15 protein-coding genes are annotated in these 18,224 nt (G+C 72.7%); 10 read left to right on the top strand and 5 right to left on the bottom strand.

Annotation, left to right across the window (positions count from 1 at the left end; all coding sequences use genetic code 11):
- Nucleotides 1–5: 5 nt before the first annotated feature.
- From glf to MRBLML1_RS16385, 5 genes are all read left to right on the top strand, one after another.
- Entirely contained in the window at nt 6–1,199 is a 1,194-nt protein-coding gene (gene glf, locus MRBLML1_RS16405) for a UDP-galactopyranose mutase (RefSeq protein WP_364517843.1), read from the top strand.
- A complete protein-coding gene (locus tag MRBLML1_RS16400; RefSeq protein ID WP_364517841.1) occupies nt 1,196–3,241 on the top strand; it encodes a glycosyltransferase in 2,046 nt (681 codons plus the stop codon). The genes glf and MRBLML1_RS16400 overlap by 4 nt, the downstream gene beginning before the upstream one ends.
- Nucleotides 3,238–4,149, top strand: a complete 912-nt coding sequence (locus MRBLML1_RS16395) for an ABC transporter permease (RefSeq protein WP_364517839.1) — start codon at nt 3,238–3,240, stop codon at nt 4,147–4,149. The genes MRBLML1_RS16400 and MRBLML1_RS16395 overlap by 4 nt, the downstream gene beginning before the upstream one ends.
- The gene (locus MRBLML1_RS16390) at nt 4,149–4,922 is read left to right on the top strand and encodes an ABC transporter ATP-binding protein (protein WP_364517837.1); all 774 of its coding nucleotides are present in this window, start codon (nt 4,149–4,151) and stop codon (nt 4,920–4,922) included. The genes MRBLML1_RS16395 and MRBLML1_RS16390 overlap by 1 nt, the downstream gene beginning before the upstream one ends.
- 392 nt (nt 4,923–5,314) lie before the next feature.
- Nucleotides 5,315–7,483, top strand: a complete 2,169-nt coding sequence (locus tag MRBLML1_RS16385; protein ID WP_364517835.1) for an N-acetylmuramoyl-L-alanine amidase — start codon at nt 5,315–5,317, stop codon at nt 7,481–7,483.
- 27 nt (nt 7,484–7,510) lie between these two features.
- Here the strand turns inward: MRBLML1_RS16385 and MRBLML1_RS16380 are convergent, their stop codons facing one another.
- Nucleotides 7,511–8,242 (bottom strand): TIGR03089 family protein, encoded by a 732-nt coding sequence (locus MRBLML1_RS16380; RefSeq protein ID WP_364517833.1) that lies wholly within the window; start codon nt 8,240–8,242, stop codon nt 7,511–7,513.
- A 23-nt stretch (nt 8,243–8,265) separates the two neighbouring features.
- Here MRBLML1_RS16380 and MRBLML1_RS16375 point away from each other — a divergent pair, with 23 nt between their 5' ends.
- Nucleotides 8,266–9,345, top strand: a complete 1,080-nt coding sequence (locus tag MRBLML1_RS16375) for a mannose-1-phosphate guanylyltransferase (protein WP_364517831.1) — start codon at nt 8,266–8,268, stop codon at nt 9,343–9,345.
- Between the two features lie 269 nt (nt 9,346–9,614).
- Here MRBLML1_RS16375 and MRBLML1_RS16370 read toward each other — a convergent pair whose 3' ends face one another.
- Genes MRBLML1_RS16370 through cofD form a run of 3 tightly spaced genes read right to left on the bottom strand, consistent with a single transcriptional unit; the run spans nt 9,615 to nt 12,405 of the window.
- The gene (locus MRBLML1_RS16370) at nt 9,615–10,376 is read right to left on the bottom strand and encodes a DUF3105 domain-containing protein (RefSeq protein ID WP_364517829.1); all 762 of its coding nucleotides are present in this window, start codon (nt 10,374–10,376) and stop codon (nt 9,615–9,617) included.
- Between the two features lie 44 nt (nt 10,377–10,420).
- Entirely contained in the window at nt 10,421–11,365 is a 945-nt protein-coding gene (locus MRBLML1_RS16365; protein ID WP_364517827.1) for a coenzyme F420-0:L-glutamate ligase, read from the bottom strand.
- Nucleotides 11,365–12,405: a 2-phospho-L-lactate transferase gene (cofD, locus tag MRBLML1_RS16360; RefSeq protein WP_364517825.1), complete on the bottom strand. Its 1,041-nt coding sequence runs from the start codon at nt 12,403–12,405 to the stop codon at nt 11,365–11,367. Before cofD ends, MRBLML1_RS16365 begins: the two co-directional genes overlap by 1 nt.
- Nucleotides 12,406–12,549: 144 nt before the next feature.
- Between cofD and MRBLML1_RS16355 the strand changes: the two genes are divergently transcribed.
- From MRBLML1_RS16355 to MRBLML1_RS16345, 3 genes are all read left to right on the top strand, one after another.
- On the top strand, nt 12,550–12,804 hold the full coding sequence (locus MRBLML1_RS16355; protein WP_364517823.1) for a WhiB family transcriptional regulator: 255 nt from the start codon (nt 12,550–12,552) through the stop codon (nt 12,802–12,804).
- Between the two features lie 77 nt (nt 12,805–12,881).
- Nucleotides 12,882–15,773, top strand: coding sequence for a glycosyltransferase family 2 protein (locus MRBLML1_RS16350; protein WP_364517821.1), 2,892 nt, complete (start codon nt 12,882–12,884; stop codon nt 15,771–15,773).
- Complete coding sequence (locus MRBLML1_RS16345; protein ID WP_364517819.1) at nt 15,766–17,151, top strand: DUF5719 family protein; 1,386 nt, start codon at nt 15,766–15,768, stop codon at nt 17,149–17,151. Before MRBLML1_RS16350 ends, MRBLML1_RS16345 begins: the two co-directional genes overlap by 8 nt.
- 12 nt (nt 17,152–17,163) lie before the next feature.
- Here the strand turns inward: MRBLML1_RS16345 and MRBLML1_RS16340 are convergent, their stop codons facing one another.
- The gene (locus MRBLML1_RS16340) at nt 17,164–17,628 is read right to left on the bottom strand and encodes a metallopeptidase family protein (protein ID WP_364517817.1); all 465 of its coding nucleotides are present in this window, start codon (nt 17,626–17,628) and stop codon (nt 17,164–17,166) included.
- Between the two features lie 60 nt (nt 17,629–17,688).
- On the opposite strand from MRBLML1_RS16340, the gene MRBLML1_RS16335 reads away from it, so the two are divergent.
- Nucleotides 17,689–18,057, top strand: a complete 369-nt coding sequence (locus tag MRBLML1_RS16335) for a DUF3499 domain-containing protein (RefSeq protein ID WP_364518186.1) — start codon at nt 17,689–17,691, stop codon at nt 18,055–18,057.
- Nucleotides 18,058–18,224 lie beyond the last annotated feature (167 nt).

Raw genomic sequence — 18,224 nt, 5'->3', positions numbered from 1 at the left:
CCTCCGTGACCCTCACCTCGTCGAAACCCGATCTCGTCGTCGTCGGCTCGGGCTTCTTCGGCCTCACCGTCGCCGAGCGCTGCGCCGTCGACCTGGGGCTCCGGGTGCTCGTCGTCGAGCGCCGCTCGCACCTGGGTGGCAACGCCTACAGCGAGCCCGAGCCGGAGACCGGCATCGAGGTCCACAAGTACGGCGCGCACCTGTTCCACACCAGCAACGAGCGGGTCTGGGAGTACGTCAACCGGTTCACCTCGTTCACCGGCTACCAGCACCGCGTCTACTCCACGCACCACGACCAGGTCTACCCGCTGCCGATCAACCTCGGCACGATCAACCAGTTCTTCGACGCGGCCTACACCCCGGCCCAGGCGCGCGAGCTGATCAAGGAGCAGGCCGCCGAGCTCGGCGACAAGGAGCCGGAGAACTTCGTCGAGAAGGGCGTCTCGCTGATCGGCCGCCCGCTCTACGAGGCGTTCATCGCGCACTACACCGCCAAGCAGTGGCAGACCGCCCCCGAGGAGCTGTCGGCCGACATCATCAGCCGCCTCCCGGTGCGCTACACCTACGACAACCGCTACTTCAACGACAAGTACGAGGGCCTGCCCACCGACGGCTACGCCGCCTGGCTGGCCAAGATGGCCGACCACCCCAACATCGAGGTCGTCCTCGACACCGACTTCCTCGCGGACGGCGTGGCCGACGAGTTCAAGGGCCAGGTCCCGATCGTCTACACCGGCCCTGTCGACGAGTACTTCGGCAACGTCGAGGGCCGGCTGTCCTGGCGCACCGTCGACCTGGTCCCCGAGGTGCTGGAGATCGACGACTTCCAGGGCTGCGCGGTGATGAACTACCCCGACCCGGACGTCGACTACACCCGGATCCACGAGTTCAAGCACTTCCACCCCGAGCGGTCCTACCCCGAGGGCAAGACCGTCATCGTGCGGGAGTACAGCCGGTTCGCCGAGGAGACCGACGAGCCCTACTACCCGGTCAACACGGCCGAGGACCGCGAGAAGCTGCTGAAGTACCGCGACCTCGCCGAGCGGGAGCCGATGGTGCTCTTCGGCGGCCGCCTCGGCACCTACAAGTACCTCGACATGCACATGGCGATCGCCTCCGCGCTCTCGATGTACGACAACAAGCTCAAGCCGCACTTCGCCGACGGCGCGGAGCTCAAGAGCGGTGGGGTGGACGCATGACGGTCTCGACAGGCTCGACCAGCGGAGCGGGCTCGACCAGCGGGGCGGGCTCGACCAGCGACACCGTGCGCCGGCTGCTCCAGCGCCAGATCCTCCCGATCGACCGGGACCCCGACGTGTTCGCGCTCTACGCCGACCTCGGCGAGCCCGACCTCGACGAGGACAAGTACGTCGTCGGCGGCAGCCGCGCGGCCCAGGAGATCAACAACACCAAGATCCGCCAGGGCACCGCCGGCGGTGACAAGCTGCGCGCCGAGCAGATCCTCGACCGCACCCGGCTGCGGGTCGACGCCGGCCAGGCGATCAGCCTGGCGTCGTACTTCAACGCCTTCCCGGCCAGCTACTGGCGCCGCTGGACCATCGTCGACGAGGTCCGCCTCGCGGTGACCGTCGAGGGCGCCGGCGCCACGATCGTGGTCAACAAGTCGCTCGCCAACGGCAACAGCCAGCGCGTCGACTCCGCGCACTCCGCCGAGGACGGCGCGCAGACCTTCGTCTTCGACCTCACCCTGCGCCCGTTCATCGACGGCGGCTGGTACTGGTACGACGTCCAGGCCGGCGACCAGCCGGTCGTGGTCTCCGCCGAGTGGAGCGCCGAGGTGCCCGCCGACCGCGCCGAGCACGGCACCGTCGACGTCGCGATCACCACGATGAACCGTCCGGAGTTCTGCTCCGAGCTGCTCGTGCAGTTCGGCTCCGAGGACCTCGTGCCCTACCTCGACACCGTGTTCGTGATGGAGCAGGGCACCCAGAAGGTCGCCGACGCCGAGGCCTTCCCCGCCGCGCAGGCCGCGCTGGGGGACAAGCTGCGGATCATCGAGCAGGGCAACCTGGGCGGCTCCGGCGGCTACGCCCGCGGCCAGCTCGAGTCGCTGCGCAAGGGCACCGCGACGTACGCCCTGATGATGGACGACGACGTCGTCTGCGAGCCCGAGGGCATCATCCGCCAGGTCGTCTTCGGCGACCTCGCCCGGCGTCCCACGATCGTGGGGGCGCACATGTTCAGCCTCTACTCCCGCTCGCGGCTGCACAGCTTCGGCGAGATCGTGCACCCGTGGCGGTTCTGGTGGAAGACGCCCGAGGACGGCTACCAGCAGTGGGACTTCGCCACCCGCAACATCCGCTCCGCGCGCTGGCTGCACAAGCGCGTCGACGTCGACTTCAACGGTTGGTTCTCCTGCCTGATCCCGCGTGAGGTCATCGACCGGATCGGCCTGTCGCTGCCGCTGTTCATCAAGTGGGACGACGCGGAGTACGGCCTGCGCGCCCGCGCGCACGGCTTCCCGACCGTCACCTTCCCCGGGGCGGCCGTGTGGCACGTGCCGTGGACGGACAAGAACGACGCCCTCGACTGGCAGTCCTACTTCCACCTGCGCAACCGGATCGTCGCGGCGCTGCTGCACTCGACCTTCCCGCGCGGTGGCCGGGTGATGCGCGAGCTGTTCAACAACCAGCTCGCCCACCTGGTGGCCATGCAGTACTCCACCGCCGAGCTGCGGCTGCAGGCGATGGAGGACGTGCTGCGCGGACCGCAGGCGCTGCACGAGATGCTCGCGACCCGGCTCGGCGAGATCAACGCGACCCGCAAGGAGTTCAGCGACGCCCAGCTCGTCGCCGACGTCGACAGCCTGCCGCCGCCGCGGATCGAGAAGCCGATCAAGAAGGACCTGACCCAGGTCCCCAGCCGCAAGTCGCAGATCATCAGTGCCGGTCTCGCCCCGCTGCGCCAGCTCAAGGCGCCGCGCGGGCTGTCGCGCACCAACCCCGAGGTCGTCATCCCGGCGATCGACGCCAAGTGGTACCGCCTCGCCGGCTTCGACTCCGCCATCGTCTCGATGAACGACGGCACGTCGGCCGCGCTCTACCGCCGCGACCCGGCGACGTACCGGGCCCTGCTCAAGCGCACCGTCGAGCTGCACGCCCGGTTCGCCCAGCAGTGGCCGCAGCTCGCCCAGCAGTACCGTGAGGCTCTCGGGGAGATCACCTCACCGGAGGCCTGGGACAAGACCTTCGCGCCGTGGACCGAAGGAAGTGCCGAGTGACCGACACCGTCGCGACCCCGTCGACGCCGCAGGAGGAACAGCCGCTCAGCCCGCCGTCGCCGCCGAGCGGGCTGATCGCCGTCTTCAAGCAGCGCTACCTGCTGCGGCTGCTGGTGCAGCGCGAGATCAGCGCCCGCTACCAGGGCTCCTTCCTCGGGCTGATCTGGTCCTACATCAACCCGTTGAGCCAGTTCTTCATCTACTGGTTCGTGATGGGCTACCTCTTCGGGGCCCACAAGGACACCCCGAACTTCCCGATCCACCTCTTCGCCGGGCTGATCCTGGTCCACTTCTTCAACGAGACCTTCAACGCCGGCACCCGCTCGATCATGCGCAACAAGGCGCTGGTGGTGAAGATGGCGATGCCCCGGGAGATGTTCCCGGTGGCGACCATGCTCGTCTCGCTCTACCACGTCGTGCCGCAGGTCGTCGTGCTCGTCATCGCCGCCGTGTTCACCGGCTTCTCGCCCGACCTCACCAGCGTGGTCTGCCTGGTCCTCGCCATCGCCATCATCGCCGCGATCGGGCTCTCCGGCGCGCTGCTCTTCAGCGCCGCCAACGTCTTCTTCAGCGACTTCGGCAACATCGTCAACGTGCTGACGAACTTCGTCCGCTTCGGCGTGCCGATGATGTACCCCTACGCCCTGGTCCACGAGCGGTTCGGCCGGTTCGCCGACTACTACCTGCTCAACCCGCTCGCCGACGCCGTCATCATCTTCCAGCGTGCCTTCTGGTACCCCACGCTCACCGACGCGGACCTCGCCAAGCTCGACGCCAACGGCAAGGTGGTCCTGCCCGACCACCTGCTCATGCACGGCGTCCTCGCCCTCGCGGGCAGCCTGGTCCTGCTCGCTTTCTCGCAGTGGGTGTTCAGCCGCCTGGAGAACAAGATCCCGGAGCGCCTCTGATGTCCACCTCCATCGTCGTCGACAACATCACCAAGGAGTTCACCCTCCGCTACCACCGGACCTTCAAGGAGGTCACGGTCGCCAAGGCGCGCGGGGTGAAGACCAGTGACAAGTTCAACGCCCTCGAGGACGTCTCCTTCAAGGTCGAGGCGGGGGAGTCGATCGGCCTGATGGGCCTCAACGGCTCCGGCAAGTCCACCCTGCTCAAGCTGATCAACGGCGTCATGCGCCCCGACAAGGGCCAGGTGCTCACCCGGGGCCGGATCGCCGGCCTGATCGCCACCGGCGCCGGCTTCCACCCCCAGCTCAGCGGCACCGAGAACCTCGTCCTCAACGCCGCGATCCTCGGCATGGGCGAGAAGGAGCTGAAGCGCAAGTACGACTCGATCGTCGAGTTCGCCGACCTCGGGCGCACCATCGAGGCGCCGGTCGGCCACTTCTCCTCCGGCCAGCGCGCGCGGCTCGGCTTCGCCGTCGCCATCCACGTCGAGTCCGACATCTTCCTCGCCGACGAGGTGCTCGCCGTCGGCGACAAGCCCTTCCGCAGCAAGTGCATGAAGAAGATGCTCGAGATCCGCGACTCCGGGCGCACGCTCGTCTACGTCAGCCACTCGCCGGCCTCTGTCGAGCGGATGTGCAGCCGGACGATCGTGCTGGAGAAGGGCAAGCTCGGGTTCGACGGCGAGACGAAGGCCGCGATCCACTACCTCGAGTACGACAAGCCCGACGACGACCAAGAGCTCAGCGACGACGAGATGGGCAACGATATTTAGGACTGCGCGAGCGCGTCTTCGCTTCGCTCAGCCGCGCTGCCGCGCTCGCCGTTGTCTTGCGTAGGTGGTTGCGTCCGCCTGGCGGCAAGACTGCCGGCGCGCGGAGCGGCGCCTCCCTGCGCCTCCGGGCGCTCGTTCCTCGCTTCCTCCGGCTTCGGGCCGGCGGCGCTCCGCGCCCTGCCGGCCCCGTCGCATTCCCCGACTCTCCGAGGGAGGCGCGGGGCCTCAGGTGACATTGTTTGCGGTCGATCGAGAAATCTGTGCGCGCTCGGCGTGTCGAGTGGAAATTACAGGCTTGTAGTTACTCACGGACTCTTCCCAGGGTGCTGTGACGCATGTGAAAGTTGCTACTCGTGTGACAACTTCCCCGCACACACGTCTGGAGCAGAGGCATGTCGACGTACACCCCGGAGAGCCCTGAGAAGGGGCATCGGCTGAGGTTCATCACGCTCAGCCAGCAGCTGTTGGCCCTGGCCGTCGTGGTCGCGGTGCTGACCCCGGCCGCGCGCACGGTGAGCATGGACGTGCGGCCCGTCGAGCCGGTGGACGTGGTCCCCGGCCAGGTGGCGCTGCAGGCGGCCCCGATCGAGGTGCCCACCGCGCCGGTGAGCTCCGAGGTCGACCAGTACGCACTGACCACGCCGCAGGGCGAGGGGTCCTCGGTGCGGGCCAAGAAGGCGCTGCGCGCGGACACCCGGGTGAAGGCGAACGGAGCCGAGGTCGTCGACAGCGACGTCGTGCCGGTCGAGGGCTACGGCACGGTCGGCGTCACCTGGGCGCCCGGCACGCAGGTCTCCGACGACGCCATCGACGTGAAGGTGCGGACCAAGACCGGGGACACCTGGACCGGCTGGACCGACGCGGAGTACCACGACGAGCACGGCCCGGACCCGCGCACCGAGGAGGGCAAGAAGGCCCGGCCCGGCACCGACGCGCTGCTGGTCGGCGAGGTCGACGCGGTCCAGGTCAAGGTGACCACCCAGGACGGCGCGCCGGCCGACATGAAGCTCGCGGTCATCGATCCGGGCAAGGCCACCAGCACCGCCAAGGAGGCGCCGGCGATCGACACCGGCAAGCTGCCCTCGGCGTCCGCCACGGCGGCGGCCACCGACCTGAGCACCCCCGCGACCGACCCGGGTACGACGACCGACCCGGTGACCCCGGCCGAGCCGCCCGCCACCGACGGCGGCGACCTCTCGCTGCAGGCCGGCGTCTACACCCCGCGCCCGAAGATCTACTCCCGCGCCCAGTGGGGCGCCGACGAGCGGATCCGCGACAAGCCGTCGCTGAGCTTCTACGAGGTGCACGCGGGCTTCGTCCACCACACGGTGAACGCCAACAACTACACCGCGGCCCAGGTGCCCGGCATCATCCGCGGCATCTACAACTACCACGTCAAGACGCGGGGCTGGAGCGACATCGGCTACAACTTCCTCGTCGACAAGTTCGGCCGCATCTGGGAGGGCCGGTACGGCGGCGTGGACCGCCCCGTCGTCGGCGCGCACACCCAGGGCTACAACCAGTACTCCTTCGCCATGTCGGCGATCGGCAACTACGACGTCGCGGCCCCGAGCAGCGCGATGATCACCGCCTACGCCCAGCTCTTCGCCTGGAAGCTCTCGCTCCACGGGGTCCGCGCGTCGAGCACGGTGCAGAAGGTCGGCAGCCGCAACTTCCAGGCGATCAACGGCCACCGCGACGCGGGGCAGACCGCCTGCCCGGGCAAGTACCTCTACGCCCAGATACCGAACATCCGCAAGCGGGCAGCGGCGCTCCAGGCCAGCTGGGCCGGGCGCAACCTGGAGTCCAACCTGGTCGGCGTCGTCCAGCCGGACATCATCGCCCGCCGGATCTCCGACGGCCGCGGCATCGTGCTCCCGATCCGCCCGAGCGGCAGCCGCTACGTCTTCTCCAACCCGATCGACACCGGCCAGAGCTTCAAGGGCCTGAAGAAGATCTGGAAGGCCGGCGACTGGGACCGCGACGGCAAGGTCGACGTGCTCGGCCTGCGCTCCAGCGACAACATGCTGGTGATCTACCGCGGGCTCGGCGGCGGCAAGCTCGCCGCGCCGCGCAACCTGCTCGCCAAGGCCGGCACGCTCGCCCTGCTGGCTCCGGTCGGTGACGTCACCGGCGACGGGTGGCCGGACATGATGGGCCAGCCCGCGGGGAGCGGGATGCGGATCTACCCGGGCTGGTCCCTGGGCGGCTTCAAGGTCAGCTTCCCGGCGTACTCCGCGGTGGCGTCGGGGACGCACATCGGCGTGGGCCGCTGGGACGGCACCGACGGTGCACCGGACAGCATCATCCGCCGGGGCGGCAAGCTGACGGTCTACTCCGGCAACGGTCCGGGTGGCTGGACGTCGGCCCGGGCGCTGCCGCAGAGCGTCGCCGGCTTCGACTGGCTGCTCGGGGTGTCCAGCGTCGACGGCGACGGGCACACCGACTTCCTGGGCCGCAACGCGACGACCGACAACGTCTACTGGATGCGTGGCACGGTCGCGGGCCTCTCCGAGGGCCAGCTGATCGGCCGGCAGGCGGGGTACGACCTGGCCGGCTAGCGCCGGGACCAGGCTCGTCCTGGTCGCTCAGGCGGGGAAGCGGGCAGTGGCACGCTCGGCGGCGTACGTCGTCTCGAGCCGGCCCTGCTCGGCCCGGGCGACCAGGACGAGCGAGCCGCCCTGGGTGAGCGGCTCGCAGAAGGTGGCGGGCTCCGTGACGGGGTTCGCGACCGAGAGGAGGCGGCCGCTGCCGACCAGCGTGCCGGCGGCTGCCTCCCTCCACAGCTCGGCCTGGGACGGGCCCGGGTCGAGGGCGAGGTCCTCGCCCGTCGGCGGGTCGTAGGCGAGGAAGGCGTCGGGCTGCGACCAGATCTCCACGCCGACGTCGTGCACCCCGGCCGGCAGCGGGTCGGCGAAGCGCACGCCCAGCGGCAGCAGCGCACACGCCAGCACGGCCGTTTCGGGAGCCTGCCCGGCCCACGCGGCGACCGTGTCCGGGCCGCACACGACGGCGTGCAGGTCGGTCCCCGGCTCCGGCGCCGGGACGACGACCAGCCCCGCGCTCCACGCCGCGCCCAGGAAGACCGTGCCCAGCCAGTGCGGCGGCAGGTCGATCCCGACCCGGTCCCCGCGCTCCAGGCCGAGCTCGTCGACGAGCAACGAGCCGGCCTTGGCGACCCAGTTGGCCCAGGTCGTCACCGACAGCTCGACCCGCTCGCCGGTGGCGTCGTCGTAGAAGGTCACCAGCGGTTGGCCGGGGTCCTGGCGCAGGCGCTGCGCGAGCACGGCGGGAAATGTGGTCTGCACCCCGGTGGTCACGTCCCAAAGATAGGGTGCGCCCCATGGTCGCTGACGAGATCCCCGGCTTCTGGGCCGTGGTCCCCGCCGGCGGGGCCGGCACCCGGCTCTGGCCGCTGTCCCGCTCCGGCTCCCCGAAGTTCCTGCACGACCTGACGGGCTCCGGCCGGACGCTGCTGGAGCAGACCTGCGACCGCCTGGAGCCCTACGTCGGCGACCGGGTCGTCGTCGTCACCGGCACCGCCCACCGCGACGCCGTACGGCGCCAGCTGCACCAGCTCCCCGAGGACGCCGTCCTCGCCGAGCCCTCGGCGCGCGACTCGATGGCCGCGATCGGCCTCGCCGCCGCCGTGCTCGAACGGCGCGGCGCCGAGGTGATGGGCTCCTTCGCCGCGGACCACGTGATCGCCGAGAACGAGCGCTTCGGCGCGGCCGTCGCCGACGCGGTCGCGGCCGCGCGCGACGGCTGGCTGGTCACGATCGGCATCCAGCCGACGTTCGCCTCCGCCGCCTTCGGCTACATCCACCAGGGCGAGCCGCTCGACGGGCACCCGTCGGTGCGCCGGGTCGTGGAGTTCGTGGAGAAGCCGTCGGTCTCGGTCGCGGAGGAGTACCTCGCCTCCGGCCGCTACCGCTGGAACGCCGGCATGTTCGTGGTCCGGCCCACCGTCCTGCTGGACCTGCTGGCCGAGCAGGACCCGGAGTTCGCCGCGAACCTGCGGGCCATCGCCGCGGAGCCGGAGCGACTGGCCGAGCTGTGGGAGCGGCTGCCGCGGATCGCCATCGACCACGCCATCGCCGAGCCCGCGGCCGCCGCCGGCAAGGTGGCCACCGTCCCCGGCGCCTTCGGCTGGGACGACATCGGTGACTTCGACTCCCTCGCGACCCTGCTCGGGGAGCAGGAGACGCTCACCGTGCTCGGCGACGAGGCGCTGGCCCAGGTGCGCGGGGCGAGCGGCATCGTCGTACCGGGCTCGGGGCGGGTGGTCGCCGTGATCGGCCTCGACGACGTGGTCGTCGTCGACACCCCCGACGCGCTCCTGGTCACCACCCGGGCCCGCGCCCAGGAGGTCAAGGCGATCGTCGCCGCCCTGAAGGACCAGGGCCGCACCCACCTGACGTAGCGCGGCAAGCCTCCGCCGGCTTGCCGCCAGGCGGACAGCACCACCTGCCGGGGACAACAGCGCGCGCGGCAGCGCGGCGAGAGCCGCGTGACCAGCAGCTTGCTGCCGACCGCCGCGGCGGAGCCGCGCTCGCCAGAAGGCTCAGTCTTGCCGCCAGGAGGAGGTAGGACCTACGGAAGGCAACCGCGCGCGCGGCAGCGCGGCGAGAGCCGCGTGACCAGCAGCTTGCTGCCGACCGCCGCGGCGAAGCCGCGCTCGCGCCAGACGACTCAGTAGACGAAAGGCTCGGGAGCGTCGGTGAACGGGTACTTCTGCATGAAGTCCTTCAGCGCCTTGCCGCTGGCCTCGGAGCAGTACTGCCACGCGCCGTAGGACTTGCTGGCGGCGGCGTCGTTGCGCCAGTGCGTGAACGCGATGTGCTGGCCCTTGGGGAAGTCCTTGCCGGTCTCCTTGGCGTCGGCCTTGGTCCACGGGGCGGCCTTGAACTTCAGCCGCTGGTTGGTGTCGTTGGCGTCCAGGGTGGCGGCCATGGCCTTGATCGCGGCGATCTCGCCGGAGTCCTTGGCGGCGGTCTCGTCGTACCAGAGGATCGTGTAGCCGTGCTCGAGGTTGTGCACGAGGGACTCGAGCTCGGGGCGGCTGCCGGCGGTGTAGTAGCGGTCGGTGATGGGGGCGGGCGCGAGGCCGGCCTCGTTCCAGTGCTTGCCGAAGGCCGGCGGCGCGTGGTCGTACTTCACCTGCTCGGTGGAGGGGACGTGCTCACCGCTGCCGGTGGCCTCCTCCTCGGTGATCTTGCCGCACACGCTGGCGGACGCGCCGATGTCGGCGAGGTCCTTGCCGGAGTAGCGCGCCTTCTCGATCGCGGTCTTCACCGGGCTGTACGCCGCGGCGCCCACGATGAGCAGCGCGACCAGCACGCACACCCCGACGATGGCCCTGCCCTGACGCTTCTCGGCGCTCTTCTGCTTGCGCCGGATCTCGTCGATGACTTGACGGCGGTCCGACTTCTCGGACTTGCTGGACTTGGCCACGGGTCGGGTACCTCGTCTTGGTGGGTGCGCGGAACGCGGGAAGTCTACGTACTGAGTGGGCGAAGGCGCAGGTCGGCACCGTCTTCGGCCACCGACCAGCCGTGGGCGAAGGCGACGATGTCGACCGCGGCGCGCCGCTCGGAGCCACACCGTACGACGTCCGCGGCATCCGCGTGCGCCGTGAGCCCGGCGCGGCGCAGCGCGTCGGCGAGCTCCTCGGCGGTGACGGCGGAGCCGAACGGGGCGCGGTGCTCGGGCGCACCGCCGACGGCGCGCACGACTGCCTCGCGGGCGCCGTACCCGAACAGGTCGGCGCCCTCGGGACGGATCAGTGCGGCGGCACCGGGGCCGGCCTCCCCGGCGGGCAGGACGAGGTCCGCGCGGCCGCGGACCACGGCGCAGGGCCGGGCGCCGAGCTTGCCCTGGGCCAGCTCGACGGCGCCGGCGATCTCGTCGGCGACGGCGGGTGCGGTGACGGCCAGCTCGTTGCCGTGCGCGTCGACCTGGCCGGCGAAGGACTCCAGCACCCGCAGCCCGGCTGCCCCGATCGCGATGTCGGTCTGGCCCTCGCGCCAGGCCCGGCCGGCGGTGTCGGTGACGACCACGGCGACGTTGGCGCCGGTGCGCTCGGCGATGGCACGGCGCAGCGCGCGGGCGGAGGCGTCCGGGGCCTCCGGCAGGAGCACGACGGACCCGGCGGCCACGTTCGAGGCGTCGATCCCGGCCGCGGCCATGGTCAGCCCGAGCCGGTTGCGCACGATCCGGGTCGCGCCGCGCAGGGCGACCACGCGCAGCGTCTCGGCGGCGATCCAGTCGTCTCGCTCGCCGGCGACGACCCGGCCCTCGGCCTTGCTGACGACCTTGCTGGTGACGACGAGGACGTCGCCGTCGGCGAGGTCGAGCAGCGGCAGCAGCACCGCGGCCAGGTCGGTGCCGGCGGTGATCTCCGGGACGCCGTCGGGCGCGAGGACGGTGAGCGAGCCGGGCATCAGCGGACCAGGGCGACGGCGGCCGCGGCCATCGCGGCGGTCGCGTCGTGGTCGGTCATCATCAGCGGGACGGCGGCGGCCGCGATCCCGGCCGCCTCCAGCCGGGCGACCTGGTCGGCGTCGCGCTCGTCGACGAGCCAGCCGTCGAGGACGCCGCCCTGCGCGCGGGCGCCGTAGTTGAGCCCGACCCCGGCCGCGCTCACCTCGACGCCGATCGAGGTCAGCATCTGCGCGGCCATCCCGCGCACGTGGGAGGAGCCGACGATGGGGGAGAGGCCGACGACCCGGGCCCCGGTGGCGCGGACGGCGTCGCGCAGGCCGGGCACGCCGAGGATGGTGCCGACCGAGACCACCGGGTTGGACGGCGGCAGCACGACCAGGTCGGCGCCGGTGATCGCCTCGATCACGCCGGGCGCGGGCGTGGCCTGGTCGAGGCCGACGAAGACGACCGTCTCGGCGGGCACCTCGGCACGCAGCCGCACCCAGTACTCCTGGAAGTGCACGACCCGCTTGCCGCTGGGCTCCTCGGGGTCGGCGATCGCGACGTGGGTCTCCGCGCGGTCGTCGGTCATCGGCAGGAGGGTGAGCCGGTCGCCGTACGCCGGGGCGAGCCAGCGCTCGCACAGCGCCTGGGTGACCTGGGAGAGCGGGTAGCCCGCGTCGAGCAGCTGGGTGCGGACCAGGTGGGTGGCGATGTCGCGGTCGCCGAGGCCGAACCAGGTGGGCTCCACGCCGTACCTCGCCAGCTCCTCCTTGGCGCTCCAGGTCTCCTCGCGCCGGCCCCAGCCGCGGTCGAGGTCGATCCCGTCGCCGAGGGTGTACATCACGGTGTCGAGGTCGGGGCAGACCTTGAGCCCGTGGACGTACCAGTCGTCGCAGGTGTTGGCGACGACCGTGACCCGGGCGTCGGCCGCGACGCCCGGGAGGGTGCCGGCGGAGATGCCGTGCAGCAGGCCCTGGAGGAACTTCGCCCCACCCATGCCGCCGGACAGGACGGTGATGTCGCGGATCAGATCCGGTGTCGTCGTGCTGGATTCCACGAGAGCCAACTGTGCCCTGTAAGCAGGGACGATCGTCCTGCGGGGCTGCGTATAGCAGATTCGGCCTTGACTCCTGGGGTATGACACATATGTAATTCCAAGTGTGTCGTTCGGGCACGGGGTCGAGCTGTAAGGGGCGGAATCGTGAGAGAACTCTTCCTGGTCGAGGCAGAGACCGATGAGCTGGGGTGGCAGGAGCGCGCGTTGTGCGCGCAGACCGATCCCGAGGCGTTCTTCCCGGAGAAGGGGGGATCGACGCGGGAGGCCAAGAAGGTCTGCCTGACGTGCGAGGTGCGCAACGAGTGCCTCGAGGCCGCGTTGGGCAACGACGAGAGGTTCGGCATCTGGGGAGGCCTGTCGGAGCGTGAGCGCCGCAAGCTGAAGAAGCGGGCCGTCTGAGGCCCACCTGACGCTGGGGTCAGGCCCACGTCTGACGGTTCGCCCCCTTCGGACCGTCCCACGTAGGGTCTGACCTCGTGTCGCAAGAAGTTCGGGTCGCCGTCCTCCTCGTGAGCCACGACGGCGCCTCGTGGCTGCCGGCCGTCCTCGACGGCATCAAGGCCCAGACCGCCGCGCTCGACGCAGTGGTCGCCGTCGACACCGGCAGCAAGGACGGCAGCCCGGAGCTGGTCCGTGACGCGCTCGACGGCCACGTGCCGCTCGCCGTGCGCCGGATCCCCGGCAGTGCCGGCTTCCCCGACGCCGTCGCCGACGGCCTGCAGGCCCTCGCCGAGGCCGGCCGTGCGCCGGAGTGGGTCTGGCTCCTCCACGACGACGCGAACCCGGCGCCCACCGCGCTGCGCGAGCTGCTCGCCGTCGCCGCCCAGCGCCCGGAGGCCGACATCCTCGGGCCCAAGCTGCGCGAGTGGCCCTCCTTGCGCCGCCTCCTGGAGCTGGGGGTCACCATCAGCGGGACCGGCCGGCGCGAGACCGGCCTGGAGCGCGGGGAGTACGACCAGGGCCAGCACGACGAGGTCCGGGAGGTGCTCGCGGTCAACACCGCGGGGATGCTCGTGCGTCGTACCGTGCTGGAGGAGCTGGGCGGCCTCGACCCCGAGCTCCCGATCTTCGGCAACGACGTCGACCTGGGCTGGCGCGCCGCGGCCGCCGGGCGGACCACGCTGATCGTGCCGCAGGCCGTGGTCTTCCACGCCGAGGCGGCCCACCGCGGCGTACGACGCACGCCGCTCACCGGCCGGCACACGCACTTCCAGGAGCGCCAGGCCGCGCTGTTCACCCTGCTCGCCAACGCCCGCGGCGCGACGTTGCCGTTCCAGGTCCTCCGCCTGGTCCTGGGCACCCTGCTGCGGATGATCGGCCTGCTCTGCGTGCGGGCGGTCGGCGAGGCCCTCGACGAGGCGGCGGCGCTGGTCGCGGTGCTGCGCCACCCCGGCCGGGTCCGCGCCGCGCGGCGCACCCGCAAGGAGGCGGTCGCGGCCCTGCGCGGCGGCGAGGGTCCCGACCGGGCCCGGGTGCGCCGCCTGCTGGCGCCGTGGTGGCTGCCCTACCGGCACGGCCTGGACCTGCTCGGCGACCTGCTCGCCGCCGCGACCAACCAGGCCGCCGACGTCGCCGAGCGGCGTCGTGCGGCCGCCGCCGAGCGGGACGCGGGCACCGCACCGCCGGCCGCCCGGCACCGCGACGAGGACGAGGACTACGCCGACACCGGCTGGGTGGTCCGCTTCCTCACCAACCCCTACGCCGTGGTCACCGCGCTCGTCGTGGTCGCGCTGCTGATCGGCGTGCGCGACGTCTACGGCGGCTTCAGCGGCGGCGCGCTCTCGCCCGCGCCGGGCTCGGCCGGCGACTGGTGGCGCCTGCACACCGAGTCGTGGCACCCGATCGGCGTCGGCTCCGAGGTGCCCGCGCCGCCGTACGTGCTGGCGCTGGCGGTGCTCGGGCTGCCGTTCGGCCCGGCCACCCTCGTCAGCCTGCTGATGGCGCTCGCCGCGCCGGTCGCGCTGTGGGGCGCCTGGCGCTTCCTGCGCGTGGTCGGCCGGCTCGTCACGCCGTACGGCGCCCCGCGCTGGCTGCTGCTCTGGGGCTCGGTCACCTGGGCCCTCGTGCCGCTCGCCTCGGGCGCGTGGGGTGGTGGCCGCTGGGGGATCGTGGTCGCCGCGGCCGTCCTGCCGTGGATGGCGCACGCCGCGCTGGGCTTCGCCGACCCGGACGCCGCCCACCGGTGGCGCGCCGGCTGGCGCACCGGGCTGCTGCTCGCGCTGCTGACCGCCGTCGCCCCGCCGGCCTGGCTGCTGGTCGCCGTGCTGGTCGCGGTGCTGCTCGGCTTCGCGGTGCGGCTGGTGCCCAGCGAGGTGCGCGAGCGCTCGGTGTGGGGACCGCCGGTCGCGGCCCTGGTCGTGCCCCTGCTCGTGCTCGTCCCGTGGTGGCTGCCCGCCGTCTTCGAGGGCGCAGGCCGCGGCCTGCTGCTCGACGTGGGCCGCTGGCCGACCGCGGCCAGCTCCGGCTGGGACCTGCTCGCCGGCCGCTTCGGCGACCTCGGCGCGCCCGCCGCCGTCGGCTTCGTGCTGCCCCTGCTCGCGCTGCTCTCGCTCGTGCCCAAGGCGACCCGGATCCCGGTCGTCGTGTGCTGGATCGTGGCCGCGGTGACGGCCGTGGTCGGCGTACCGCTCGCCCTGACGTCGGTCGGCATCGCCGGCGGCGACGGCCAGCAGCCCGGCCTCGGCGCCGTGCTGCTCGTCCTGCAAGGCGCCTGGCTCACCGCCGCCGTGCTCGGCGGCCTGGCCCTGCACCACCTCGGCGACCAGCGCCGCCCGGTCCAGGCCGGGCTGGCCCTCGCCGGCATCGCCGGGCTGGTGGCGCCGGTCGTCGGACTGGTGTGGTTCGCGGGCTGGGGCGGGGAGGACCTGAGCGGCGACCCGCCCTCCGACGTCCCCGTCTACATGGCCCAGCGTGCCGAGGCCGCCGACCAGGACGGGATCCTCGTGCTGCGCGGCAGCGTCGCCGACGGCATCCGCTACGAGGTGCACCGCGGTGACGGCACCACCCTCGGCGAGGACGAGATCGCCGGCCTGACCGCCGAGGACGCCGACGTCACCGCCGCCATCCGCAGCCTCGTCACCGCCCCCGACGCCGACGCCGTGGCGGCGCTGTCGAAGCGCGGGATCCTCTACGTCGTCCAGGCCGCGCCCGCCGACGGAGCCGTGGCCGCCAGCCTCGACGCGACCAGCGGGCTCGACCAGGCCAGCTCCAGCCGCGGCACCCGCGCCTGGCAGGTCGACCCGCCGCCGGGCCCGCTCCCCGAGCACTCCTCCTGGGCCCGGCTGCTGCTCCTCATCGTCCAGGGGCTGGCCATCCCCGTGCTCGTCGTGCTCGCCCTGCCGCCGCTGCGAAGGAGCCGCAATGACTGAGACCCCCCGTGCCGGCCGGCGCGCCTCGATCGCCCCGAAGCGCCGGGTCGACGTGCTCGTCGCGCTCGCCATCGCCACCCCCGCCGTGGTCGCGCTCAGCGTCGGCCTGATCGGCGGCGAGGACAACCCGGTCACCGGCCCGCAGCCGCCGACCACCTCCGCGCTCACCTCGGCCACCGTCGTGTGCCCCGCCGGGCTCACCGGCGACGACGGGCCGGTCCGGGTCGCCCGCACGCCCGACGTCCCGGGCGGGCCGCTGACGGTGGGGGAGAAGGAGATCTCGGTCGAGCAGGGGCGCAGCGCCGTCGTACCGGGCACGGAGGCGGTGGTCGTCGAGGGCAAGGGCGCGGCCGCACCGGGCATCGCGGCCGGCCGCGAGGGCAAGCGGGCGCTGCCCGAGTGCCGCGCGCCCGGCTACGACGAGTGGCTGGTCGGCGTCGGTGCCTCGGCCCGCTACGCCACCACCGTCGAGCTGGTGAACCCCGACGACGGCGACGCCGTGGTCGACCTGGTCCTGCAGGGCGAGACGGGCCCCGTCGACACCCCCACCCTGCGCGGCCTCGAGGTGCCGCCGCACGGCGTGCGCCGGGTCGACCTCGCGACCGTCGCGCCGAACGCGCAGGTCACCGCCGCCCACCTCACCGTCGTCCGCGGCCGGGTCACCGCCACGGCGCGCAACACCTGGGACCCGCTCGGCCGCGGCCGGGTGACCACCGACTTCCTGCCCGCCGACGCCGAGCCGTCGACCAGCAGCCTGATCCTCGGCGTGCCCGACAAGCCGTCCCAGCCCACCCTCCACCTCGCCAACCCGGGCGAGGACGAGGTCCGGGTGACCGTCCGCTTCGTCACCGAGGACGCCGTCTTCACGCCGACCGGCGCCCCGGACATCACGGTCGCGCCGCAGTCCTACCGGGCCGTCGACCTCTCCACGCTGCTCAAGGGCGCGGCGGCGCAGGGCGTCGTCGGCATCGAGCTGGAGTCCAGCGCCCCGGTCGCCTCGTCCGTCCAGGCGCTCGTCAAGGACGACCTGGTGCTGCTCGCGCCGGCCCCCGAGCTGCGCGAGCCGGGCGCGCTCGTCGTACCGGCGGGGGCGAAGACGCTCGTCCTCGGCGGCGCACAGCGCACCGGCGTGGTCCACGTGGTCTCGTACGACGCCGCGGGCACCTCGCTCGGCGACCAGAAGGTCGAGGTCGGCCCGGACCGCGGGGTGCCGGTGAGGCTGCCGGCCGCCGCGGTCACGGTGACCGTGGAGGCGCGCAACACCCGGATCCGGGGGGTCGTGTCCGTGCCCGCCGGCGGTGCGAAGCCGGGCCTCGCGACCCTGCGGCTGCGGCCGGCCGAGCTCCAGGCGGAGATCCCGGCGGTCCGGCCGGAGTAGCCGCGGGAGCCCCTACTCGTCGTCCCTCGGGTAGCGCGGGTCGACGTCGGCGGGCTCGATCCCGAGCAGCTCGGCGACCTGCTCCACCACGACGGTGAGGATGATCGCCTCCAGCTCGGCCCGGTCCTGCGCGCGGTGCTCCAGCGGGCGCCGGAAGACGACCAGCCGGGTCGGCGTGCCGCCCGAGCCGCGCACCAGCGACGACAGCGGCACCCGTGCCGTGTCCCAGTCGTCGGGCAGCTGCGGGATGTCCTCGACGGCGTACTCGACCAGGCCCAGGTGGCTCGACCACCGCTCGTCCAGCTCGGTCACCACGTCGAGCAGGATCCGGTCGAACACCTCGCGCCGGCCCCGGGGCCTCGGCGGCCGGTGCCCGGACGCGGGCCAGGTCAGCGGGAGGACCGCCGGGCCGCGCATCCCCCGTCCGCGCCGGTCGCGCCGGGGCCGGGGCACCACCGCGCCGTCGTCTGCACTCATGATCAGCGAGCCTAGCCAGGTCCGGCCGCCCGGACCGGTACCGTCGGCGCCGTGAGCGCGATTCCGGCACCGCACGGCCTGCGGACCTGCTCGCGCACGGCGTGCTCCCGCCGCGCGGTGGCCACCTTGACCTACGTCTACGCCGACTCCACGGCCGTCCTCGGCCCGCTCGCCACCTTCGCCGAGCCGCACGCCTACGACCTGTGCGACCAGCACAGCGAGCGGCTCTCCGCGCCCCGGGGCTGGGAGGTGGTCCGGCTCGCGCTCGGCACCCAGCAGTCCGGCCCCAGCGGGGACGACCTGCTCGCCCTCGCCGACGCGGTCCGCGAGGCCGCGCGCCCGGTCCCGCCGCGAGCGCCCGAGCCGCAGCGCGAGAGCGGCCGAGAGGTCGCCCGCAAGGGCCACCTGCGCATGCTCAGTACTGATTGACCGAGCGCGTCTCCGCCGCGGCAAGTCGGCAGCAAGCTGCTGTGCGCGCGGCTCCCGCCGCGCTGCCGGTTGAGCCGACTGACCGAGCGCGTCTCCGCCGCGGCAAGTCGGCAGCAAGCTGCTGTGCGCGCGGCTCCCGCCGCGCTGCCGGTTGAGCCGACTGACCG

This window comes from Nocardioides sp. LML1-1-1.1 (assembly GCF_040676175.1).
Classification (GTDB): Bacteria; Actinomycetota; Actinomycetes; order Propionibacteriales; family Nocardioidaceae; genus Nocardioides.
The sequence above is the reverse complement of the archived record's forward strand: the minus strand, read 5'-3'. Positions and strand labels throughout refer to the sequence as shown.